This window comes from Sphingosinicella sp. CPCC 101087, assembly GCF_004151485.1.
Lineage (GTDB): Bacteria > Pseudomonadota > Alphaproteobacteria > Sphingomonadales > Sphingomonadaceae > Allosphingosinicella.
Genome location: NZ_SBFF01000014.1, coordinates 55854 through 78979, shown reverse-complemented (window position 1 = coordinate 78979; position 23126 = coordinate 55854). Strand labels below are relative to the sequence as shown.

24 protein-coding genes are annotated in these 23126 nt (G+C 67.0%); 19 read left to right on the top strand and 5 right to left on the bottom strand.

The window, feature by feature from the left end; all coding sequences use genetic code 11:
* Positions 1-42 precede the first annotated feature (42 nt).
* Positions 43-525 (bottom strand): SspB family protein, encoded by a 483-nt coding sequence (locus EKM57_RS19780; protein ID WP_129794262.1) that lies wholly within the window; start codon positions 523-525, stop codon positions 43-45.
* Positions 526-634: 109 nt separating this feature from the next.
* Between EKM57_RS19780 and EKM57_RS19775 the strand changes: the two genes are divergently transcribed.
* The 5 genes from EKM57_RS19775 to EKM57_RS22030 all read left to right on the top strand — a co-directional run bounded on the left by EKM57_RS19775 (position 635) and on the right by EKM57_RS22030 (position 5554).
* The gene (locus EKM57_RS19775) at positions 635-1009 is read left to right on the top strand and encodes a histidine triad nucleotide-binding protein (protein WP_129794261.1); all 375 of its coding nucleotides are present in this window, start codon (positions 635-637) and stop codon (positions 1007-1009) included.
* Between the two features lie 160 nt (positions 1010-1169).
* Positions 1170-2774: an amino acid permease gene (locus EKM57_RS19770; protein WP_129794260.1), complete on the top strand. Its 1605-nt coding sequence runs from the start codon at positions 1170-1172 to the stop codon at positions 2772-2774.
* 116 nt (positions 2775-2890) lie between these two features.
* Positions 2891-4438, top strand: coding sequence for a sodium:alanine symporter family protein (locus EKM57_RS19765; protein WP_129794259.1), 1548 nt, complete (start codon positions 2891-2893; stop codon positions 4436-4438).
* A 269-nt stretch (positions 4439-4707) separates the two neighbouring features.
* Positions 4708-5310, top strand: a complete 603-nt coding sequence (locus EKM57_RS19760) for an alpha/beta fold hydrolase (RefSeq protein WP_129794258.1) — start codon at positions 4708-4710, stop codon at positions 5308-5310.
* Between the two features lie 73 nt (positions 5311-5383).
* The gene (locus tag EKM57_RS22030; protein ID WP_165357568.1) at positions 5384-5554 is read left to right on the top strand and encodes a hypothetical protein; all 171 of its coding nucleotides are present in this window, start codon (positions 5384-5386) and stop codon (positions 5552-5554) included.
* A 3-nt stretch (positions 5555-5557) separates the two neighbouring features.
* Here the strand turns inward: EKM57_RS22030 and EKM57_RS19755 are convergent, their stop codons facing one another.
* Together EKM57_RS19755 and EKM57_RS19750 are read right to left on the bottom strand one after the other, a co-directional pair.
* Entirely contained in the window at positions 5558-6553 is a 996-nt protein-coding gene (locus EKM57_RS19755; RefSeq protein WP_129794257.1) for an adenosine kinase, read from the bottom strand.
* 55 nt (positions 6554-6608) lie between these two features.
* Complete coding sequence (locus EKM57_RS19750; protein WP_129794256.1) at positions 6609-7175, bottom strand: AAA family ATPase; 567 nt, start codon at positions 7173-7175, stop codon at positions 6609-6611.
* 375 nt (positions 7176-7550) lie between these two features.
* On the opposite strand from EKM57_RS19750, the gene lnt reads away from it, so the two are divergent.
* Positions 7551-9113 carry an apolipoprotein N-acyltransferase gene (gene lnt, locus EKM57_RS19745; protein ID WP_129794255.1) on the top strand — a complete coding sequence of 521 codons (1563 nt, stop codon included), beginning with the start codon at positions 7551-7553 and terminating at the stop codon, positions 9111-9113.
* Between the two features lie 81 nt (positions 9114-9194).
* Positions 9195-10373 (top strand): methionine adenosyltransferase, encoded by a 1179-nt coding sequence (metK, locus tag EKM57_RS19740; protein ID WP_129794254.1) that lies wholly within the window; start codon positions 9195-9197, stop codon positions 10371-10373.
* Between the two features lie 88 nt (positions 10374-10461).
* Here the strand turns inward: metK and EKM57_RS19735 are convergent, their stop codons facing one another.
* Positions 10462-10839 carry a hypothetical protein gene (locus EKM57_RS19735; protein ID WP_129794253.1) on the bottom strand — a complete coding sequence of 126 codons (378 nt, stop codon included), beginning with the start codon at positions 10837-10839 and terminating at the stop codon, positions 10462-10464.
* A 54-nt stretch (positions 10840-10893) separates the two neighbouring features.
* On the opposite strand from EKM57_RS19735, the gene EKM57_RS19730 reads away from it, so the two are divergent.
* Positions 10894-11574, top strand: coding sequence for a tRNA (guanosine(46)-N(7))-methyltransferase TrmB (locus tag EKM57_RS19730; RefSeq protein ID WP_129794252.1), 681 nt, complete (start codon positions 10894-10896; stop codon positions 11572-11574).
* Between the two features lie 64 nt (positions 11575-11638).
* Positions 11639-12058 (top strand): hypothetical protein, encoded by a 420-nt coding sequence (locus tag EKM57_RS19725; protein WP_129794251.1) that lies wholly within the window; start codon positions 11639-11641, stop codon positions 12056-12058.
* 281 nt (positions 12059-12339) lie between these two features.
* On the opposite strand, the gene EKM57_RS19720 is transcribed toward EKM57_RS19725, so the two are convergent.
* Positions 12340-13503: a PQQ-dependent sugar dehydrogenase gene (locus EKM57_RS19720; protein WP_129794250.1), complete on the bottom strand. Its 1164-nt coding sequence runs from the start codon at positions 13501-13503 to the stop codon at positions 12340-12342.
* A gap of 272 nt (positions 13504-13775) precedes the next feature.
* Between EKM57_RS19720 and EKM57_RS19715 the strand changes: the two genes are divergently transcribed.
* The 10 genes from EKM57_RS19715 to EKM57_RS19670 all read left to right on the top strand — a co-directional run bounded on the left by EKM57_RS19715 (position 13776) and on the right by EKM57_RS19670 (position 23123).
* Positions 13776-14351, top strand: coding sequence for a hypothetical protein (locus EKM57_RS19715; RefSeq protein ID WP_243451154.1), 576 nt, complete (start codon positions 13776-13778; stop codon positions 14349-14351).
* Positions 14352-14654: 303 nt separating this feature from the next.
* Positions 14655-15203: a ribosome maturation protein RimP gene (gene rimP, locus EKM57_RS19710; protein ID WP_129794248.1), complete on the top strand. Its 549-nt coding sequence runs from the start codon at positions 14655-14657 to the stop codon at positions 15201-15203.
* A gap of 3 nt (positions 15204-15206) precedes the next feature.
* Positions 15207-16811, top strand: coding sequence for a transcription termination factor NusA (gene nusA, locus EKM57_RS19705; protein ID WP_129794247.1), 1605 nt, complete (start codon positions 15207-15209; stop codon positions 16809-16811).
* Positions 16792-17514, top strand: a complete 723-nt coding sequence (locus tag EKM57_RS19700) for a DUF448 domain-containing protein (RefSeq protein ID WP_371414160.1) — start codon at positions 16792-16794, stop codon at positions 17512-17514. Before nusA ends, EKM57_RS19700 begins: the two co-directional genes overlap by 20 nt.
* A 9-nt stretch (positions 17515-17523) precedes the next feature.
* On the top strand, positions 17524-20043 hold the full coding sequence (gene infB / locus EKM57_RS19695) for a translation initiation factor IF-2 (RefSeq protein WP_129794245.1): 2520 nt from the start codon (positions 17524-17526) through the stop codon (positions 20041-20043).
* Between the two features lie 146 nt (positions 20044-20189).
* On the top strand, positions 20190-20615 hold the full coding sequence (locus EKM57_RS19690; protein ID WP_129794244.1) for a PaaI family thioesterase: 426 nt from the start codon (positions 20190-20192) through the stop codon (positions 20613-20615).
* A complete protein-coding gene (gene rbfA / locus EKM57_RS19685) occupies positions 20615-21016 on the top strand; it encodes a 30S ribosome-binding factor RbfA (protein WP_129794243.1) in 402 nt (133 codons plus the stop codon). The genes EKM57_RS19690 and rbfA overlap by 1 nt, the downstream gene beginning before the upstream one ends.
* Before the next feature lie 129 nt (positions 21017-21145).
* The gene (locus EKM57_RS19680; RefSeq protein ID WP_129794242.1) at positions 21146-21892 is read left to right on the top strand and encodes a hypothetical protein; all 747 of its coding nucleotides are present in this window, start codon (positions 21146-21148) and stop codon (positions 21890-21892) included.
* Between the two features lie 29 nt (positions 21893-21921).
* Entirely contained in the window at positions 21922-22443 is a 522-nt protein-coding gene (locus EKM57_RS19675) for a GNAT family N-acetyltransferase (protein ID WP_243451153.1), read from the top strand.
* A 41-nt stretch (positions 22444-22484) separates the two neighbouring features.
* Positions 22485-23123 (top strand): thymidine kinase, encoded by a 639-nt coding sequence (locus EKM57_RS19670; RefSeq protein ID WP_129794240.1) that lies wholly within the window; start codon positions 22485-22487, stop codon positions 23121-23123.
* The last annotated feature ends 3 nt before the right edge of the window (positions 23124-23126 follow it).

The following is a 23126-nucleotide window of genomic DNA, read 5'->3' as shown; positions in this document are numbered from 1 at the left end:
CCGGCTTTCGCCGGGAAACTCGGACGGTCGGGCCCCTGGCCGTCACTTCTTCCGCTTGAAGTCGACCGAAACCACGTTGGATCCGTCCTCGATCGGCTCGGCGACCGGGGCGTCGTTCTCCGCCTCCTCATGCTCGTCCACCCTGGCTTCTTCCGCGCGGGCGTGGAACTGCAGGGCGAAGTCCACGGCAGGATCGTGGAAGCCGGTAATCGCGGCGAAGGGAATGAACAGCCGCGCCGGGGCCTGGTTGAACGACAGGCCGACTTCGAACCCATCCTCGCGCACCTTGAGGTCCCAGAAGCGGTTCTGGATGACGATCGTCATCTCGTCGGGGAAGCGCTCCGACAGATGACGGGGAATGTCGACCCCGGTCGCGCCCGTCTTGAAGGTGATGTAGAAATGATGCTCGCCGGGCAGCCGCCCGGTCGCCTCCACCTCACCGAGGACCCGGCCGACGACCGCGCGCAACGCCTCCTGGACGATTTCGTCATAAGGAATCAGGCTGTCGGGCGGCGAACCGGTCATAGGCCGACTCGTAGCGCGGCGGGGATGCCGGTCAAGCGTGTTGCGAGCCAGGGGAGCGAGGGTCTATCGCGGCGGGAGATCCACCCGTCGGTGACAGCAGGAGCTCGCCATGCCGATCGACGCCACCTTGCCCTATGACGAAAGCAATGTCTTCGCGCGGATCCTCCGCGGCGAGCTGCCGTGCAGCAAAGTCTATGAGGACGAGCATGTCCTGGCCTTCAACGACATCCGGCCGCTGGCGCCCGTGCATATCCTGGTGATCCCCAAGGGCGCTTATGTGTCGTGGGACGATTTTTCCGAGCGCGCCCAGCCCGAGGAAATCGCCGCCTTCGTCCGCGCCGTCGGGCGAATCGCACGCGACCAGGGGCTCGTCGCGCCGGGTTACCGTCTGCTCGCCAATGTCGGCGGCCATGCCGGGCAGGAGGTGCCGCATCTCCATGTGCACATCTTCGGCGGACGCGAACTCGGACCGATGCTGGCCTGAGATCCGCCCTTCCGGAGCCAGGCGCGGCATGGGAGCCGAGCAAGAATCTTCTCCTCGCGGCCGCTTCCGAACAAGGGCTTGCCCATGTCGAATTAGAGACTAGGCTCCGCGTCCGGAGCTGACCGGCGGCAAAGGCCGGCGGCGAAGGGGAAGAACGAATATGATTTTTGGGCGCGTAAAGCCTCTCGATGCCATTCTCGCCACCGCCGAGAAGAAGGCTCTGCACCGGTCGCTCGGCCCGATCCAGCTGATCCTGTTCGGGGTCGGCTGCATCATCGGCACCGGCATCTTCGTGCTGACCTCCGCCGGAGCGCAGAAGGCGGGGCCGGGGCTGATGCTCGCCTTCCTGATCGCCGGGGCGGTGTGCGTCGTCGCGGCGCTCTGCTACGCCGAGATCTCCGCAATGATCCCGGTCGCCGGCTCCGCTTACACCTACACCTATTCGGTCATGGGCGAGCTGCTCGCCTGGACCGTGGGGTGGGCGCTGATCCTTGAATATGCGATCTCGGCCGCCGCCGTCTCGGTCGGCTGGTCGGGCTATTTTAGCGGCACTATCCTGCAGGAGACCTTCGGGGTCGCTTTGCCCGACTGGCTGAGGGCCGGGCCTCTGGCGCTCGGTGGCGCCCCGGGCGGACTGATCAACCTGCCCGCGGCGATCATTGCCCTGCTCATCACCTGGCTGCTGATGATCGGCACCACCGAATCCGCGCGGGTCAACGCCGTGCTGGTGGCGATCAAGATCACTGCGCTGACGGCCTTCATCGCGCTGACGCTGCCGGCGATCGACGCGGAACATTTCAATCCCTTCCTGCCGGCCGGGGTCTTCGGCGGATGGGGGTCCGGGATCGGCGCGGTCGGCGCGGCCGCCACCATCTTCTTCGCTTATGTCGGCTTCGACGCCGTTTCGACCGCGGCCGAGGAGACCCGCAATCCACAGCGCAACGTGCCGATCGGCCTGATCGGCTCGCTGGTGATCTGCACGGTCTTCTACATCCTCGTCGCCGCCGGGGCGATCGGAACGATCGGCGGCCAGCCGATCATCGTCAACGGCGTGGTCCTCGATGCCGGGTCGGCCGAACTCGCTCGCCAGTGCGCCCTGCCCGAATATCGCGACGCGCTGGTCTGCTCGAACGAGGCGCTGGCCCATGTCCTGCGTCAGATCGGGTTCAGCGCCATCGGCAACGCGCTCGGCATTGCCGCCTTCCTGGCGCTGCCGTCGGTCATCCTGATCCTGCTGTTCGGCCAGACCCGCATCTTCTTCGTCATGTCGCGCGACGGGTTGCTGCCCGATGTGCTCTCGAAGGTGCATCCGAAATGGAAGACGCCCTATATCGTGACCGCGCTGACCGGAATCGCGGTCGCGGCCGGGGCCGCTTTCTTTCCTGTCGGCCAGCTCGCCAACATCGCCAATTCGGGCGCGCTCTACGCCTTCCTAATGGTCGCGGTCGCGGTGATGCTGATGCGCCGGCGCGATCCGGACCGCCCGCGCAAGTTCCGGGTGCCTGCGCTCTGGCTGGTCGGTCCGCTGACCGTCGGCGGCTGTCTGTTCCTGTTCCTCAACCTGCCGACCGAGGCGATGCTCGTCTTCCCGGCTTGGGGCGCCATCGGGCTGGTCGTCTATTTTCTCTATGGATACCGCAAGAGCCACCTCGGCCGCGGTCTGGTCGAGGTGCACGAGCCCGAGATCCACGACATCGAGCCGCCGATTCCGGGCGTGGACGAGCGTGACCCGCTCGACCCGCCGCGCCATCCGCCGGGCCTCTGAAGCCTGCCGGCATAAGCATCGGAAAGGGTGGGGCGGGCCCCGCCCTTTTCGGTTTTCCCGCAAGGGACCATCCGCTAGCCCTGCCCGGCAGGGAATTTGCTTCGGGGGAATGAAGAATGTCTGCAGCGCAAGCTGATGCCGTAGCGGATGCGCCGGCGGTGGTCGGTCTGATCGACCACATCACCAACGTATCGGACTTCATCTGGGGCGGCAGCTGGAACGGCGTCGAGGTCATACCCTTCCCTCCGATGGTGCTGATGCTGCTCGGCACCGGCCTCTACATGATGGTGGGCCTGCGCTTCTATCCGCTGCGCCAGCTGTGGCCGGCCTTCACCGGCCTGTTCCGGAAAAGCGGCGACAAGACGGCCGGCGAAATCTCCCCCTTCGCCGCTCTGTCGACAGCCCTGTCAGGGCAGGTCGGGACCGGCAACCTCGCCGGCGTCGCCACCGCCATCGCGCTCGGCGGGCCCGGTGCCATCTTCTGGATGTGGATCACGGCCTTGATCGGCATGGCCCTGGCCTTCGCCGAAGGCGCGCTCGCCATCCGCTATCGCGAGGTCCTGCCGGGCGGCCACCGCCGCGGCGGCCCGATGAGCTACATCGCCTTCGGGCTCGGCCCCAAATGGAAATGGCTCGCCATCGTCTTCTCGATCGGCACCGTCTTCTCGGCCTTCGTCACCGGCAACATGATCCAGGCCAATTCGGCCGGAACCTCGATCCAGCAGCTGACCGGTTGGGACGGCTGGATTGGCGGTCTGATCGTCGCCACCCTGACCTTCGTCGTCATCATCGGCGGCATCAAGTCGATCGGCGCGGTGGCGGAGCGGGTCGTCCCCACCATGGCAGCCGCCTATCTCGCGATGGCGCTGATCGCGATCCTGATCAATGTCGAGGACATACCGGAGACCTTCGGCCTTATCTTCCACGGCGCTTTCAATCCGCAGGCAGCGAGCGGCGGCTTCCTGGGCGCCGCGATGATCATCGCGATCCGCGCCGGCGTCGCACGCGGCCTTTTCTCCAACGAGGCGGGCCAGGGATCGACACCGATGGCGCATGCGGTGGCCCGGACCAACGATCCGGCGCTGCAGGGCCGTTTCGCGATGATGGGCACGTTCATCGATACGATCGTCGTGTGCACGATGACCGCGCTCGTCATCCTCACCGTCCAAGGCAGTTTCACGGCGACCGACCCGGTGACCGGCGCCATCACCATCCAGGAGCATGTCTGGAACTCGGACCTTCGCGGCTTCGACATGACCGCGGGTGCGTTCGCGGCAGCCTTCCCCTACTCGCTGGGTGGGCTCTCGATCGGCGTGCTGGTCGCGTCGATTGCGCTGCTGCTGTTCGTGTTCACGACGCTGCTGACCTGGTCCTATTACGGCGAGCGGGCGATCACCTTCCTGGTCGGCGACTGGGCCATCATCCCGTTCCGGGTCCTGTGGTGCATCATGATCTGGGTCGGCTCGTTCCAGGAGCTGGAGCTGGTCTGGCGGCTCGGCGATATCGCGAACGCGGCGATGGCGCTGCCGAACCTCGTCGCGCTTCTGCTCCTGGCCCCAGTCGTGTTCGCCCTCGCCCGCGGCCGCCGGGACGCCGGTCGCGACCATGGCCGCGAGACGCCGCCCGAGCTGTGCGATCCGGTGGACGAGCCGGCGCAGAGCTGAGGGGCAGGCCGGGGGCACGGTCGAGCTCGAGCGGCTGCCTGGCCGCTGACGACTGCTCGCGCTTTCGGCTACTCCCGTCGCACCAGCCAACTCGGCCGCGGCCTCGTCGAAGTACACGAGCCGGAGATTCACGACCTCGACCCGGACATTCCGGGCCTCGACACCCGCGATCCGCTCCGCCGCGCACCCCGCCACGGAGCTGACAGGAGGCTTTCACCTCAGCCGGCTCAGCCGTTGCGAGGCTCGGCCGTGGACGCAATAATGCGGCCATGGGCAAGCTCCTCTTTCTTCCCGGCGCCGGCGCGAGCGCCGACTTCTGGAAACCCGTAGCCGAACGCCTTCCCGGCGGAGACCCGGCCCACTTCTTCGCCTGGCCCGGCCTCGGCGACGAACCGGCGCAGCCGCAGATCAGCGGGATCGACGATCTCGTCGCGATGGTCGTCGAGCAGATGGACCGGCCTTGCGACCTCGTGGCCCAGTCGATGGGCGCGCTGGTCGCCATCCTCGCGGCACTCACCGCGCCCGCCCAGCTGCGGAGCCTCGTCCTGTGCGCCACCTCGGGCGGCGTTCCGGTCGACGACCTTGGCGGCACCGACTGGCGGGCCGACTATCGCCGTGAGTTCCCCGGAGCGGCACCCTGGATCACCGAGATCAAGATGGATCTTTCCGACCAGATCGGCGCCATAACCGCGCCGGCCCTCGTCCTGGTCGGTGACCGCGATCCGATCAGCCCGCCCGCCGTGGGAGAGCGGCTGAGCCGCCTGCTGCCGCATGCACGGCTGCAACGGATCCGGGGCGGCGGGCACGATCTCGCCCGAACCCACGCAGATCAAGTCGCGACGCTGATCGCCGAGCACTTAGGCCGTTATTGAGTGCGACACCGGCTGTGGCGTGAAGCCGAAACTCCGGGGCCGCGGTCGCGTTCAGCGGGGGAAGGAGACTATCATGGCCACCGATCCCCCGCCCCCGTCCGTGCCGCCCGAACAGCCGCCGCCGTCCCAGCCCGGTCAGGCGCCGGCACCGCCCGAAATCAGCCCGCCGGGACCGGACATCGACGTTCCGGCTCCGGCGCCGGACCTCCCGCCGGGACCGCAGCCGGGCACCCCGTCGGCCTGAAGATTACGCGGCCCGCTCGGCCACGAGGGCGCGCAGGTCGGCCTCCGGGCGAGCGCCGTAATGGGATATCACTTCGGCGGCGGCGACGGCGCCGAGCCGGAGCGATGTCGCGAGATCGCGTCCCTGGGCTTGCCCGGCGAGGAAGCCGGCGGCGAACAGGTCGCCTGCGCCCGTCGTGTCGACCACTCGATCGACCCGCTCGGCCGGGACGGCGACGTGCTCGCCACGCGAGATTCCGACGGCGCCCTTTTCGCCTCGGGTGACGACCAGCGTTTCGACCTTCCCCTGGAACGCCTGCACCGCCGAGTCGAAATGGGGCACTCCGGCGAGCGCCTGGATCTCCGCCTCGTTTGCGAACAAGATATCGACGCGGCCATCGTCGATCAGCGCGTTGAAGCCATCACGGTGGCGTTCGATGCAGAACGTGTCGGAGAGGGTGAAGGCGACCTTGCGGCCGGCGCTTCGGGCGACCTCGATCGCCCGCACCATCGCGTAGCGCGGCGTCTCGGGATCCCAGAGGTAGCCTTCGAGGTAGAGGATCGCCGAATCGCGGATCTGCGCCTCGTCGAGCGCCTCGGCCGGCAGGTGCTGCGCCGCACCCAGGAATGTGTTCATCGTGCGATGGCCGTCGGGAGTCACGAGGATCATGCAGCGGGCGGTGGGTACCCCGAAATCGGCGGGCGGGGTCGTCAGCTCGACTCCGGCCGCGCGCAGATCGTGGATGTAGAATTCGCCGAGCTGGTCGGGGGCGACCTGGCCGATGAAGCCGGCGCGTCCGCCGAGCGCCGCGATACCGGCGGCGGTGTTCCCCGCAGACCCGCCGCTCACCTGCCGCCCCGGGCCCATATGATCGTACAGCCGGGTCGCCTCTTCGGCATCGACCAGCCGCATGGAGCCTTTGGTCAGGCCCTCGCGCTCGAGGAAAGCGTCGTCGGCGTCGGCGAGCACGTCGACGATCGCATTGCCGATCGCAAGCACGTCCAGGCGGGTGTCGGTCATTCGGGGGCTCCGGTGTGGGGAAAGCGGAGGCGTTAGCCGGGCCGCGCGGCGCCGGTCAACCGGAGCGTGGCGCGCCGGGCGGCGCCTTTGGCAGGCCCAACCTCTCCACGATCAACCCTGCCGCTTCCGGGGGCGCCCATGCCGTGGTGTCGACGATCAGCTCCGGCTGGGGCATGGCCGCCTCGCAGGCACCGATGTCGAACTTCGCACGGAGTTCGCGCAGCAGGTCGACGGACTTGAGCTTGGCGAACTCGCGGCGGCTGGGATCGACGAGGCGTCTTTCCTGCTCCTCCGGGGGGACTGTCAGCCTGACGAAATGCACTTGCCCGCCGGCGCCCTCCACCAGTGTACGGACTTGCTCAGGGAATGCCGGATCGACCGTCGGCTCCGGGGCGAAGGTGAAAATGAACGACGTCTTCTCCTTTGCCGCAGCGTCGAAGGCATCGATCCAGAAGCGCTCCCTCAGCCGCACGAACGGATCTGAGCCGAAGGGGAAGAGCGCCAGCAGCGCATCGACGACGAGGTGGTTGTGGAAGACGGGCAGGCCGGTGCGGGCCGAAATCTGCCGGGCGATCGTCAACTTGCCGCTCGCGGCCGGGCCAAAAAGGAAGATGAGCTTCATGCGTGCCGGATAGACCGGTCAGCGCGTCGTGCAAACGGGCTGACCACCCGTCCATCCGGATTTCGGCGTCAATGCCGTCGCGGCAGTTGCTGCTCATGCGGCTGCAGGACCTGCAGGGGGTGCGCCGAGCTGCCCGGGCGGATCCGAGACGTCCGCTTGCACCTCGTTCAGCTTGCTCAGCGGCGGCGGCGACGTGAAGACGCGAAGCGACGACAGACGAGCCGATTGCCGGCCGTTGATCGTGCGCGATCCGCACCTGCTCTTTCGCCCAGAGGCGGCGCGGCCATCGAGTCGTCGACATCGGCCTCGTGCCTGCGCAGTGCGTCCGGCGACGCCATTGACGGGCGCGACCCCCCATCCCCATAGCAGGGACGCATGAAGCTCCACGCGCTCGCTTTCCTCGCCGGCCTCGTCTCGGCGCTCGGTTTCCAGCCGTTGGGCTGGTGGCCTCTGACCATCCTGGCCTTCGCCATGTTGCTGTGGCTGATCGAGCGCGCGCCGTCGCTGCGCACGGCGCTGGCGCGGGGCTGGTGGTTCGGCCTCGGACAATTCGTCCTAGGCCTCAACTGGATCGCCACGGCCTTCACTTTCCAGGCCGCGATGCCGGCCTGGCTCGGCTGGATCGCGGTCGTCCTGCTTTCCCTGTATCTCGCAATCTTCCCCGCCGTCACCGCCGGCCTGGCCTGGCGGTGGGGCCGCTCTCGGCCGCTCGCCTTCACCCTGATCTTCGCCGCCGCCTGGATCGTGACCGAATGGCTGCGAGCCACTTTGTTCACGGGCTTCGCCTGGAACCCGGCTGGTGTCGTGCTGCTCGACCGCTCGATCGCGCCGCTGGCGGCTCTGGTCGGCACCTATGGACTGTCGGCCATGGTGATCCTTTTCGCCGGCCTCGTCCGGATCGCGTCGCTAGGCCCGGATCGTCGCCCCGCTATTGCGCTTGCCGGTCTGGTGCTGGCGGCCCAGGTCGCAGCCTTGGCAGCTGCGCCGGAGCCTGCCGGCGGCACCGGCGCGCCGGTGCGGGTGGTCCAGCCCAATATAGGCCAGCATCTCAAATGGAGCCCCGATTTCGCCGAGCAGAACATGGCGCGGCTGGAACGCCTGTCGCGTAGCAGCGGCGAGCCGAGGCTGCTGATCTGGCCCGAGGCGGCGGTTACCGAGGCGCTGCAGGATGAGCGGCGACAGCTGGATTACCAGCTCCACACGCTGGCCACTCGGCGGCGGGTGGCGCAGGCGATCCCGCCCGGCGGCTTGCTGTTGACCGGAGGAATCACCTTCCTTTCGGAAGACGGTGTCACCGCCGACCGCGCCACCAACAGCGTGTTCGCGATGACGAGCGACGGAGAGATCCTGGCGCGCTACGACAAGGCGCATCTCGTCCCATATGGCGAATATCTGCCGATGCGGCCGATATTGTCGGCGATCGGCCTGTCCCGCCTCGCGCCCGGCGATCTCGACTTCCAGCCCGGCCCCGGGCCACGGACGCTCGACGTAGCGGGAATCGGCCGGGTCGGCTTCCAGCTTTGCTACGAGATCATCTTCTCGGGCCAGGTCGTGGATCCGGAGCGGCGTCCCGCCTTCATCTTCAACCCCTCGAACGACGCCTGGTTCGGCGCCTGGGGACCGCCGCAGCATCTCGCGCAGGCACGGCTACGCGCACTGGAGGAAGGGATCCCGATCGTGCGAGCGACCCCGACCGGAATCTCGGCGATCATCGATGCGCAAGGCGATCTGATCCATTCGATCCCCCTCGGCATTGCCGGCACGATCGACGCCGACCTCCCCTTGCCCGCGCCACCCACCCTGTTCGCCCGCTACGGCAACGCCCTGCCGTTCGCCTTCGCTTTCTTGCTCGCCGCCGCCGGAGTTTTCGCGCTGCGAGGCCGCGAGGCGGCGCGTGGGAGCCCCTCGGGCATTGCGAAGCCGGCCAAAGCGCGCTAGGGCGCACATAAGGATATCTTTATATCCGCATATTCCATTTTCCCGCCGCTCCTCAGGGCATCTAGAAAGCGAAGCCTCCTCATGCGCAGCAACTATCTCTTCACGTCCGAATCGGTTTCTGAAGGCCATCCTGACAAGGTGGCCGACCAGATCTCCGACGCCGTGGTCGACCTGTTCATCGGCCGAGACCCGGAGGCGCGGGTGGCGTGCGAGACCTTGGTCACCACGAACCGGATCGTGCTGGCAGGCGAAGTTCGCTGCCGCGACGACGTGACGCCCACGCTTGCGGAGATTGAGGCCGCGGCGCGGGATACGGTCAAGCGGATAGGCTATGAGCAGCACGGCTTTCACTGGCAATATGCCGATTTCGCCTGCCACCTCCACGGCCAGTCCGCCGATATCGCGCAGGGCGTAGACGAAGCCGGCAACAAGGATGAGGGCGCCGGCGACCAGGGCATCATGTTCGGCTTTGCCTGCGACGAGACACCGGACCTGATGCCGGCGACGATTCATTATTCGCACCGAGTCCTCGAGCGCCTGGCCGAGCTGCGCCATTCCGGCGACGCCGAGTTCCTGGAGCCCGATTCCAAGAGCCAGATCACGCTCGCTTACGAGAACGGCAAGCCGGTTCGCGCCGTGAAGCTGGTCGTCTCCACCCAGCACGCCAAGGGTTATGACCAGTCGAAACTGCGCGACTATGTGAAGGGCATTTTCTCGGAGGTGCTGCCGTCCGGCTGGATGCCGAACGACGACGACGCCATCTTCGTCAACCCGACCGGCCTGTTCGAGATCGGCGGCCCCGACGGCGACGCCGGCCTGACCGGCCGCAAGATCATCGTCGACACCTATGGCGGCGCCGCGCCGCATGGCGGCGGCGCGTTCAGCGGCAAGGACCCCACCAAGGTCGACCGTTCGGCTGCCTATGTGAGCCGCTATCTTGCCAAGAACATCGTTGCGGCCGGCCTCGCCCGGCGCTGCACGATCCAGCTCTCCTACGCGATCGGCGTCGCCGAGCCGTTGTCGCTCTACGTCGACCTCCACGGCACCGAAACCAACGGCACCACCGCTGCCAAGCTCGAGGAAGTGCTGCCGCAGCTCGTCCGGCTGACTCCGAAGGGCATTCGCACCCATCTCGGCCTGAATCGGGCGATTTACCAGCCGACCGCAGCTTATGGCCATTTCGGCCGCAAGGCGGAGGGCGACCTGTTCACCTGGGAAAAGACCGACCTGGTCGATCAGCTGAAGCAGGCCGTGGCCTGACGGCAGCAGCCGATGCGCATCTCCCGCTGCAGGCGGGGCGGGGCTCGCTTCCGGCTCTCGACAGCGTCGGTGTCGTAGGTGCGCCGGGCTATTCCAGCTCGCACCGAACGGGGTGGGTGGCGCCGTGGCGCACCAAGGTTCCAGCCGCCGCCCCGGGCGAGCCGATGCGGGCTCGCAGCTGCGCCTCGAACCGGGTCGCGTTCGGATCGACCAGGTTGACTCGGATCTCGCGATCGTCGATCCAGCTGCGGCCGATCGCCAGGTCCGGCGCCTTCTTGGTCGTCGCGAGCAGGCGATCGCCGAGCTGGAGACGGGCGCCAACGAGCGGCGAGGTGAGCGTGTGACCGACGGTGCCGCCGATCGTGATGTTCGCACCGTCGGTGGTGCGGCATTCGAAGCCGCCGGTGGCGAGCGCCGGCGCGGCGGCAAGCAGCAGCGGCAAGGCGAGCAGGTGACGTATCCTCATCCTTCGCTGCTAGCGCCGCTTGGCTGAACCCGCGATTGCGGCAATAGGGCTCGCATGTCCGACCCGACCACGATCCGCCGCCTTTACGGCCGCTCGAAGGGGCGGCCTCTGCGCTCCGGGCAGACGGCGCTAGTCGAGGAATTGCTTCCCGCCGTTGCCGTTCCGGCCGAGGGGCCGATCGATTCTCGGCGGCTGTTCGGGGATGAGCGGCCGCTCCATTTCGAGATCGGCTTCGGCGCCGGGGAGCATCTCGGCTTTCGGGCCGACCTGCTCCCCGACCATGGCTTCATCGGCGCCGAGCCTTTCCTCAACGGCGTCGCCGGCGCTCTGGCCCATATCCGCGACCGTCATCTGGTCAATGTCCGGCTGCACATGGGCGACGCGCTCGAGGTGCTCGAGCGGCTGCCCGATTCCTCGCTGCGGTTCGTCTATCTGCTTCACCCGGATCCCTGGCCGAAGGCGCGCCATGCCAAGCGACGCATGGTGAATCCCGGGCCGCTCGATCTGATTGCGGCGAAGCTCGAACGCGGCGGCGAGTTCAGGCTCGGCACAGACGATCCGGTCTATTGCCGCTGGGCAAACATGATCATGAGCGGCCGCCGCGATTTCGAATGGCTGGCGGAGAGCGCAAAGGACTTCCTGGTGCGTCCCGGCGGTTGGCCGGAGACGCGCTACGAGGCGAAGGCGCGGCGGGAAGGGCGGGAGGTCTGGTACTTCCGCTACCGGCGAACCTGACCTTGCCGCATCGCAAGCCACCCGTGTAGCGTCGATCGCGTGCAAGGCGGCGCGGGGAATAGCGATGGCTCATGTCAGCATCTGCGACGCGGCCGGTTGCCGCATCACCGTCGACGGCAGGCTGCCCCATTGTCCGAAGTGCGGCGGACCGGTCCGTCATGCCCGCCAGGTCCAGCCGCGTGGCTGGGTGCTGCTGATCGTTGGCCTGTTCCTCACCGTGCTGATGGCTGCGGTCACGTTCTACACGGCGCCCACCATGCTGGCCGGGCAGGAGAATGGCTGGCGGTTCGACGGCACGCCCGCTCAGGCCACCATGATCCTGATCCTGTTCGCCCTGGTGATCGGCTTCGGTCTCGGTGCAGCGATCGGCGGGCTGTACGAAATACTCACCGGTCAGCAGCACCCGGCCTTTCTCAGAGCGATCTTCCTGCTGTTCACGGCGCTGATGCTCGCCGCACTGGCGATCGGGTTCGTGCTTGGTTGATGCCGCCAGCGGCCGTTCGGGCCTAAGAGCCGCTTCTCTAATCGGTGGTGCGCAAAAGCGTCGGCACTGAATGGAGAGACGCGGCATAGCCGCAGCTGCGGTACCGACCTGCGCCTCCTCCAGCGCCCGATTGGTTCCGAGCCTGAGCAGCCCGATGATCGGCTGACCGCGGAGCCCCGAAATGCATGTCGATCTTCGCTGACTCCAGTCAGGTAAGATGGTCCCGGCCTCTAGTCAGGCAATATAGCGCCGCCATCGCGCATTCGGTTCTTCCGCCCCGCTCATCGGGCCGGCGTCAGATGCAGCAGGCGACCTCCGTCGCCGTCCTCGAGCAGGTAGATCGAGCCATCCGGCGCCTGCTCGACTTCGCGGATGCGGCGGCCCATCGGCCAGCGATTGGCTTCGCGAGCGCTGTCGCCCTGGAGGTCGACATGCACCAAGGCCTCGCTGGACAAGCCGGCGACCAGCGCGTCTCCGCGCCACTGAGGGAACAATTCGCCGGTGTAGATGATCATGTCGCCTGGCGAGATGACCGGCGTCCAGGTGACCTTCGGCGCCTCGAAGTCGGGGCGCGTGTCGTGGTCCGGAATCGGCCGGCCGTCATAATGGTCGCCATTGGAGACGATTGGGTAACCGTAGTTGCGCCCCCGGATGACGATGTTCAACTCGTCGCCGCCTTCGGGGCCCATCTCGATTTCCCAGAACCGCCCGTCCGGGGCGAAGGCGATGCCGAGCGGGTTGCGATGGCCCAGCGTCCAGACCTGGGCCGCGACTCCGCCCTGCCCGGCGAAGGGGTTGTCCTCCGGCACGCTGCCATCCGGGTTGAGGCGCAATATCTTGCCGAGATTGGCGTTCATGTCCTGGGCCGGGGCGAACTTCTGGCGATCGCCGGAGCTGACGAACAAGTGGCTGCCGTCGGGTGAAAAGAGCAGACGGTGAGCATAGTGGCCCTGGCCGGTAACCTTCGGCTGCTGGCGCCAGATCACCTGGAGATCCTCCAGCCGCGCCGCCTCGCCCTCGACGACCAGCCGCGCACGACCGACCGCGGCGCCGCGGGTTTCTCCGTCCCCGGCTTCGGCCCAGCTCAGATAGACGATGTTGTTGCTCGCGAAATCCGGATGGACGATGACGTCGCCGAAGCCGCCCTGCCCGCCATAAGCGACCGAAGGCGTGCCGGAGACATCGATCGCGCCGCCGCCCACGGTCCATAGCTTCAGCCGGCCTTCCTTCTCCGTGATCAGCGCCTGCCGACCGCCGGGAAGGAAGGTCATCGCCCAGGGTTCCTGGAACTCGGCGATAGGGGTCACCTGGAAGGGCTGAGCTTGCGCCTGCGCGGAGGCGTCGCCGGCCTGGTTTTCGGCGGCCGCCCCGTCGGCAACGTCGCCATTGGCGGTGCAGCCGATCAAGGCGAGGACGGGGAGCAGGGCGGTACGTAGAGCGCGCATGTAGAACTCCTTCCGGTGATCTGATTCGTTTCCCGATGGCGGCCGCGCTCGTCAACGGCTCTTTTGGTCCGACGGTCGATCTCTGAGGAAAGTGGGTTATATGCTTCGGCGGCTCCCGTCGATGCGGCCGGCGATTGCCGTTCGAATAGACGCGGCGCCTCGACTGGTCGAGCGTGCTCCGCGAGGAAGGCCGAAGAGGGATCGAACATGGCCGAATCGACTCGCATTGCCCTTCGTCACCGCACAACTGGGGACCGACCATGATGCCTCACATGCTCATCCTTCTTCTCGCGGCCTCGGCGATGTCGGCCCCGGAGAGAGCGGAGGCTCCGGCCGACGCCTTCTTCGCGCACCTTTCCGCGCTGTGCGGCCGGGCCTTCGAGGGACGGATCGTCAGCCCTCCGGTGGCGAGCGATCGCGAATTCGCGGGCAAGCGGCTGACGATGCATGTGCGCGATTGCGGCGAGAACGAGATCCGCATCCCGTTCCGGGTGGGTGAGGACGCATCGCGCACATGGGTGATCAGCCGTCGAGCCCATCCCGGAGAGGCAAGCGCCGTCCTCGGGCTCAGCCACGATCATCGCCATGGCGACGGCAGCGAGGATCGGTTGAGCCGCTATGGCGGCGCGAGCGTGGCGCCGGGGACGGAAAGCCGACAGGAATTTCCCGCCGACGCCTTTTCCCGGGATCTTTTCGCGCGTGAGAATCTTCCGGCCTCCATCGAGAATGTCTGGGCGGTCGAGGTTCATCCGGCACGCAAGTTCGCTTACGAGCTCCGTCGGCCCGGCCGTTTCTTCCGCGTCGAGTTCGACCTGTCGCGGCCGGTCGAGCCGGGAAGTGCGGGCTGACCGTTCCGCCGTGCCGCCGCTGCGGCGCGGGCTTGGGAGATACGGGTCAAAGGACTGGGCCAATCTGGCCCTGCAGGCTTCTGCACTGGGCGGCCGTCGTGGGGTGAAGGGCGTTCTTCGGAGCGCCGTCGCCCTGGACGGCAGCCTGATCCGTGGTCGCCGAGCCGCTAATTCGCTTGCCCGCAAAAGACGGCGACCTTATATAGCTCATGCCTTTCTCGACATCGGTAACGTTGTTGGGGCTGGCCCCGGGGGTTCGGGGCCGGCTTGGGCAAGTTTTAGCTTGGAAGAGGTTTCCGGTTCATGGCGGATCCCACCCGTCTCGCCGAATTGATCGAGCCCGAGGTGAAAGCCGAGGGGCTCGAGCTCGTGCGCGTCATGATGATCGGCGGCAAGGACGATCCGACCCTGCAGGTCATGGCCGAGCGGCCCGATACGGGCCAGCTCACGCTCGAGGACTGCGAGCGCCTGTCGCGGCGCCTCTCGGACAGGCTGGACGAGGCCGACCCGATCGAGGAGGCCTATCGGCTCGAGGTCAGCTCGCCCGGCATCGACCGGCCGCTGACCCGCCGCAAGGATTATGACGATTGGAAGGGGCACGAGGCCCGGATCAGCCTCGCCGAGAAGATCGGCGGTCGCCGCGAGTTCAAGGGCGCCTTGCTCGGGATCGAGGGCGACGAGATATTGATCGACGTTCCGGGACAGGGCGAGACCCGTCTCCCGTTCGCCGGCGTGCATGCCGCCAAGCTGCTTTTGACCGACAAGCTGATCGAGGCGACCGCGCCGCTTTCCGCGGAGGGCGCCGACGAGATCGAGACAGACGCGAATATCCAGATGGAAGGACAGGACTGAACCATGGCCACCGCCAGCGCCGTTTCCGCCAACAAGGCCGAGTTGATCGCGATCGCCGATGCGGTTGCGCGCGAGAAGCTGATCGATCGGATGATCGTGATCGAGGCGATGGAGGATGCAATCCAGCGTGCCGCCCGTGCCCGGTACGGCGCTGAAAACGACATCCGCGCCAAGCTCGATCCGACCAGCGGCGACCTGCGCCTGTGGCGCGTCGTCGAGGTGGTCGAGGAGGTCGAGGATTATTTCAAGCAGGTCAGCCTGGAGGATGCGAAGAAGCTCCAGGCAGACGCCGATCTGGGCGACTTCATCGTCGACCCGCTGCCGCCGATCGAGTTCGGCCGTATCGCCGCGCAAGCCGCCAAGCAGGTCATCTTCCAGAAGGTCCGCGACGCGGAGCGCGAGCGCCAGCACGAGGAATTCAAGGATCGGATCGGCGAGATCATCACCGGCGTCGTCAAGCGCGTCGAGTTCGGACATGTCGTCGTCGACCTCGGCCGCGCCGAGGGCGTCATCCGTCGCGACCAGCAGATCCCGCGCGAGGTTCTTCGAGTCGGCGACCGTACCCGTAGCCTGATCCTCAACGTCCGCCGCGAAAACAGGGGGCCGCAGATCTTCCTGTCGCGCGCCCACCCCGACTTCATGAAGAAGCTGTTCGCGCAGGAAGTGCCGGAAATCTACGACGGCATCATCGAGATCAAGGCGGCCGCGCGGGATCCCGGCAGCCGCGCCAAGATCGGCGTCCTTTCGCATGACAGCTCGATCGACCCGGTCGGCGCCTGCGTCGGCATGAAGGGCAGCCGCGTTCAGGCGGTGGTCCAGGAGCTGCAGGGCGAGAAGATCGACATCATTCCCTGGTCGCCCGACCTCGCCACCTTCGTCGTCAACGCGCTCCAGCCGGCAACGGTCAGCCGCGTCGTGATCGACGAGGAAGAATCGCGGATCGAGGTGGTGGTGCCCGACGACCAGCTGAGCCTGGCGATCGGCCGTCGCGGGCAGAACGTCCGATTGGCGAGCCAGCTCACCAGTTCCGCGATCGACATCATGACCGAAGCGGATGCCAGCGAGAAGAGACAGCGGGAATTCGTCGAGCGGTCCGAGATGTTCATGAACGAACTCGACGTGGACGAAACGCTGGCCCAGCTCCTGGTGGCGGAAGGCTTCGGCGCGCTGGAGGAAGTCGCCTATGTGGAGGCGGAGGAACTCTCCTCGATCGAGGGCTTCGACGAGGAGCTGGCGGCCGAACTGCAGAACCGCGCTACCGAAGCGCTCGAACGGCGCGAGGCCGCGGCCCGCGAGGAACGGCGCGCGCTGGGCGTTCAGGACGATCTTGCGGAAATACCGTACCTCACCGAGCAGATGCTGGTCACGCTCGGCAAAGCGGGCATCAAGACGCTCGACGACCTCGCCGATCTTGCCACGGACGAGCTGATCGCCCGCCGCCGGGTCGAGCCGCGCCGGCGCGCGGAGAGCAATCGTTCCGAGGACAAGGGCGGGATTCTCGCCGAATATGGTCTCAGCGAGGAGCAGGGCAACGAGATCATCATGGCAGCCCGGGCCCACTGGTTCGAGGAAGAAGGGGAGGACGCGGTTGCGGAAACTCCCCAATGAGCAACTGACGAATCAGTCAGAGGTCGATGGCGACCCCGCCGACGGTCCGGAACGCACCTGCATCCTGACTCGTCGGACGGCCGGGCGGGACGCGCTGATCCGACTCGCGCTCGGACCGGACGGGCAGGTGGCGCCGGACGTGCGGGCGCGGGCGCCCGGTCGCGGCGCCTGGATCGGCGTCGATCGACCGACGCTCGAGGCGGCGCAGGCCAAGGGCAAGCTGCGCGGCGCTCTCACGCGAGCCTTCAAGACCGGAGACCTGCTCGTTCCCGACGACCTCGGAGAGCGGATCGAGGCGGCCCTGCGCCAGACCGTGCTCGACCGGCTGGGACTGGAGGCCAAATCCGGCAACCTGATCAGCGGCAGCGACAAGATCGAGGTGGCGGCGCGCCGCGGCCAGGTTCGCCTGCTGATCCATGCGGCCGACGCCGCCGAGGAAGGTCGCCGCAGGCTCGACCAGGCCTGGCGGATCGGATCGGACGAGGAGGGCAGCGGCCGGCAGGGGCTGGTTTTTCCGTTGGGAAGGACCATATTGTCGTTGGCGCTGGGCCGCGAGAATGTGGTACATGTCGCCATCGTGAACGGGGCCGCGGCAGCGCGCGTTGGCCACGCTATCGACCGGTGGCGCGCTTTTCTCGGACGTGAGGCTGGGCTAGGAGCCGCTCCGGCGGAGGCCACGAACGCGCGCGATGTGAATGTGTGAAGGATTCGAATGAGCGAGACGACTGACAAGCCGAAACTCGGAGCGCGCGCGCCGCTGGGCCTGAAGCGCACGGTCGAGACGGGCAAGGTGAAGCAGAGCTTCAGCCATGGCCGATCGAACACCGTCGTGGTGGAGGTCAAGAAGCGGCGCATCCTCGGCCGCCCCGGAGAGGCCGAGGCGCCGAAGCCCGAGCCGACGCCCGCGCCGGCGCCGGCGCCGGAGGCGCGCGCCCCGCAGGCGCCGCCGCCGCCGAAGCCTGCGCCGCGGGTGGCGGACGATCCGCTCACTCGCCGCGAGCTGCAGGAAAAGCTGCTCCGCGAGGCGGAAGAAGCTCGTCTCTCCGCGCTGGAAGAGGCCCGGCGTCGCGAAGACCGCCAGGCGCAGGAGGCGACGGAGGACGAGCGTCGCCGCGCCGAAGAGAATCGCCGCGCCGAGGAAGAAGCCAAGCGCCAGGCCGAAGAAGAAGCCAAGCGCAAGGCGGAGGAAGAAGCCCGCCAGGCCGCCGCGCCCGAACCTGCGGCCCCGGCCGTTGCCGCGGATGAGGAAGAGCGTCGCCCCGGCCACGCCCGGCCCAAGCAGGCGCATATTCCTGCCAAGCGTCCGGAACCCGCACGGCCGGCTCGCGGCCGCGACGAACATCGGCGCGAGCGCGGCAAGCTCACCGTAACCCGGGCGCTGGACGATGGTGATGCGCGCGCTCGTTCGCTCGCCGCCCTGCGCCGTTCGCGCGAGAAGGAGCGCCGGGCGCACCAGCAGGCGGGCCCCCAGGCCAAGCAGATCCGCGACGTTGTCGTTCCCGAGGCGATTACGGTGCAGGAGCTCGCCAACCGCATGGCAGAGCGCGGCGCCGATCTCGTCAAAGCTTTGTTCAAGATGGGCGTGGTCGTCACCGTCAACCAGACGATCGACCAGGACACGGCCGAGCTGCTCGTCACCGAGTTCGGCCACAACATCAAGCGCGTCAGCGAGGCGGACGTCGAGATCGGGATCGGCGGCGAGACCGACGCCGAGGAGACGCTGCAGCCGCGTCCCGCGGTGGTCACGATCATGGGCCATGTCGACCACGGCAAGACGTCGCTGCTCGACGCGATCCGTGGCGCAGACGTGGTTTCGGGCGAGGCCGGCGGCATCACCCAGCATATCGGCGCCTATCAGGTGAACCTGCCAGACAAGTCGAAGATCACCTTCCTCGACACGCCGGGCCACGAGGCCTTTACCGAAATGCGCGCGCGCGGCGCCAATGTCACCGATATCGTCGTGCTGGTGGTGGCCGCCGATGACGGCATTCGCCCGCAGACTGTGGAGGCGATCAACCACACCAAAGCGGCCGGCGTGCCGATGATCGTGGCGATCAACAAGATCGACCGGCCGGGCGCCAATGCCCAGAAAGTTCGCGAGGAACTGCTCCAGCACGAGATCGTCGTCGAGGACATGGGCGGCGACGTCCAGGACGTCCAGGTCTCTGCGCTGAAGAAGACGAATCTCGACAAGCTGCTCGAAGCGATCCAGCTTCAGGCCGAACTGCTCGAGCTGAAGGCCAATCCCGACCGTGCCGCCGAGGGCGCGGTGGTCGAGGCCAAGCTCGACAAGGGCCGTGGTCCGCTCGCCACCGTGCTAGTGCAGCGCGGTACCCTGCGCGTCGGCGACATCTTCGTCGTCGGCCCGATTTCGGGCAAGGTGCGCGCGATGATCGACGACAAGGGCCGCCAGGTGAAAGAGGCTGGCCCGAGCGTTCCGGTGGAGGTGCTCGGCCTGTCCGGCGTACCTTCGGCGGGTGACGTGCTCACCGTCGTCGAGAACGAGGCACGGGCCCGCGAGGTTGCAGCTTACCGCCAGGGCGTGCTCGACCGAAAGCGCACGACGTCCGCCCCGGCCAGCTTCGATACGATGTTCTCCGCCCTGAAGGAGAAGCAGGCGATCGAGTTCCCGCTGGTCATCAAGGGCGACGTGCAGGGCTCGGTCGAAGCGATCGTCAACGCCGTCAACAAGATCTCGAACGAGGATATTCGCGCGCGGGTCCTCCATGCCGGGGTCGGCGGGATCACGGAGAGCGACGTCGTTCTGGCCAAGGCTTCGGGCGCGCCGATCATCGGCTTCAACGTCCGGGCCAATGCCAAGGCACGCGAAATTGCCGAGCGCGACGGCGTCGCGATGCAATATTACGACGTCATCTACGATCTCACCGACGCGGTGAAAGCGGCAATGGCCGGCGAACTCGGCCCGTTGATGATCGAGAATGTCGTCGGCCGCGCGGAGGTCCGCGAGGTCTTCTCGGCGGGCAAGCATGGCAAGGCTGCGGGCCTGCTCGTCACCGAAGGCTATATCCGAAAGGCCCTCAAGGCGCGGATCATGCGCGACGACGTCATCATCTACAATGGCTCGATCGCGTCGCTGCGGCGCTTCAAGGACGACGTCCCGGAGGTGCGCGCCGGTCTCGAATGCGGCGTAACTTTCGAGAACACGACCGACCTCAAGCCCGGCGATTTCGTCGAAACCTTCGAGGTCGAGGAGCGCGAACGGACGCTTTGATCTCCATCCCTCTCTTCCTTCCGGGGAGAGAGGGAGCCGCGCCAGCGGCGACGGGATAGGGAGGGGTGACGGAGCGGGATATTCTTCGCGCTCCATCTTCCGACCCTTCCCCTCGCGGAAGCGGGAGTCCTGCCGTGGATAAAGCCATGTCGCCTTCGATCTTCGAGAACCTGCCGATGCCGCCCTCGGCCCGCCTCCTCGGCTGGACCTTGCGGGCGGTCGACCCGGAGGCGGGGACGATCGAGGTCGGCTTCTCCGCCGACGACCGCTTCCTCAATCCTGCCGGCACCGTACAGGGCGGCTTCCTCGCCGCGATGCTCGACGATACGCAGGGACCGACCCTGTTCGCCAAGACCGGCGGCGAAACCTACGCGCCCACCATCGACTTCAACATTGCCTTCATCAAGCCGGCATGGCCGGGGCGCTTCATCGGCAAGGGGCGCGTCGTCAATCTCGGCAGGACCATTGCGTTCACGGAGGCGGAGCTGTTCGACGAAGCGGGAGAACTGGTCGCCCGCGGCACGTTCAGCAATCGCGTGATGCGCAGCGGCCGCGTGTTGGGAGAGAGCTGATGCGTCGCACCGAGACTTCCGAAGGCCGCTCGGTGCGCCTGCTTCGCGTGGGCGAACAGGTGCGACACGCTTTGTCCGAAGTGCTGATGCGCGGCGACGTCCATGACGAGACGCTCGCCAGCCACAGCGTTTCGATCACGGAGGTACGCATGTCGCCCGACCTGCGCCATGCGACCGTGTTCGTGAAGCCTTTGCTCGGCGCCGACGAGACCGAGGTTCTGAAGGCGCTGAAGCGCAACGTCCGCTATCTCAAGGGCGAGGTGGCCCGGCGGGTGAACACCAAATATGCCGCCGACCTCAAGTTCCTGCCCGACGAGAGCTTCGACGAGGGCAGCCGCATCGACCAGCTCCTCCGGTCGCCGGTCGTGGCGCGGGACCTCGATCGTGGCGATGAGGACTGATCACGACCTGGGGTTTGCGAAGAGTCCTTGATGAGCCTTGAAATGCGGCATTTGCGGACACGTCGCGCATAGCCGCCAGGGTTGAATATGGGCTAAGCCCGGCCGGAAGATCACCGGGGGAAAGGCGACATGTCGGCAGCCTTGCGCTTGCTTCCGTTCCTGCTCCTCGCCTGGTTCGGGCAAGCTTCGGCCCGGGAGCTGGAAATCCCCGCAGTGCGCTATCCGGCGCTTCCGGCCGTCGCCGATGATGTCGACGGATTCGTGCCGCCCGGCTGGCGTGTCGAACGGATCGCGCGCGGTGACCTGAACGAGGACGGGGCGGAGGATCTCGCTTTCGTGATCAGGATGCAGGATCGGCGCAACATCCTCGACCACGACCGATTCGGCGCCCGTCCTTTCGACACCAATCCTCGGATCCTTGCCGTCGCTCTCGCAAACCGCGCCGGGGGGTATCGGCTGGCCGTTCAGAATCACGCCTTGATCCCTCGACGGGAGAACCCGACCATCGAAGACCCTTTTCACTCCGAGGACACGGATTTCGACATCGAGCGCCGCGCCCTGCGCCTGTCGCTCTATCGGTTCATGAGCGCCGGAGGCTGGAACGCCGGGCATACGACCTTCACCTTCCGCTGGCAGGACGATGCGTTGCGACTGATTGGCTATGATTATAGCGACGTCGGCCGCAGCACGGGCAAGACGGTGGAGGTCAGCATCAACTTCCTCACTCATCGCGCACGCACCGCGATCGGTAATATCGAGCAGGACGATGAGCATGTGCGCTGGACGCGGATCGCCCGGCGCCCGCTGTTGGCGATCGGCGAGATCGGCGACGGCCTTGCCTTCGATCCGCAAGGACTGCTTTCCGCCCTGCCATGACATTGTCTTTCGACGACCTCGGCTCACCGATGTCCGACGGGGAGATCCGGCTCGAACCGCTGGCGGAACGCCATCGGGAGCGCCTCAGGGCCGCGTGCGCCGAGGATCGCAAAATCTGGCCGATTTACGCCGTCTCCTACGATCCCGATCACTTCGACGCGAGCTTCGACAGGCTGCGGGCGCGGCCGGACGTGCTTGCCTTTGCGATATTCAAGGCCAGCAGGATGGCCGGCATGAGTGCCTATCTCGGAATCGAGCCCGACCGCGGTGTGCTGGAGATCGGCAACACCTATTACGTCCCGGCGCTGCGCGGGACCGGCTTCAATCATCGGGTCAAGGATCTCATGATCGTCCGGGCGATCGCCTGCGGCTTCCGACGGATCGAGTTTCGGGTGGACAGCCGCAATGGACGCAGCCAGGCGGCGATGGCGAAGCTCGGCGCACTTCGCGAGGGCGTGATCCGCGCCGAGCGCATCACCTGGACGGGGCACGTGCGGGACACCGTGCTGTTCTCGATTCTTGCCGACGAGTGGCCGGCGAGCACGACCTGATCGACACTGGCGGCGCTCGCGCCGGCCGTTAGAATGGCCGGATGGCAAAGCTCTATTTCTATTATGCGTCGATGAATGCGGGCAAGTCGACCACCCTGCTCCAGGCCGATTTCAACTATCGGGAGCGGGGCATGGGGACGATGCTCTACACTGCAGCCGTTCATGACCGCTCCGGCTTCGGCTTGATCGACTCGCGGATCGGCCTCCGCGCCAAGGCGAACGTCTATGATCGCTCGACCGACATACGCGCCGAGGTCGAGGCGGAAATCAAGCGGCGGAAGGTCGACTGCATCCTAGTCGACGAGGCGCAGTTCATGACCCGTCGCCAGGTGCTCGGTCTGGCGTCGATCTGCGACGAACTGGACATTCCGGTCCTCGCCTACGGCCTCAGGACCGATTTTCAGGGCGAGCTGTTCGAGGGCAGCGGCGCACTGCTGGCCTTGGCGGACACGATGGTCGAGTTGAAGGCGATCTGCGAATGCGGCCGTAAGGCGACGATGAACCTGCGCGTGGACGAAGACGGACTTGCGGTGCGTGCCGGGGCGCAGACGGAAATAGGCGGCAACGACCGTTATCTCGCATTGTGCCGGCGGCATTTCATGGAACGGCTGCGCGAGGCGGAGGCGAGCCAGCTGAGGCTGGTGCTCGCGCCGGGGAGCAGCACTGCTCGGATATCTTGAACT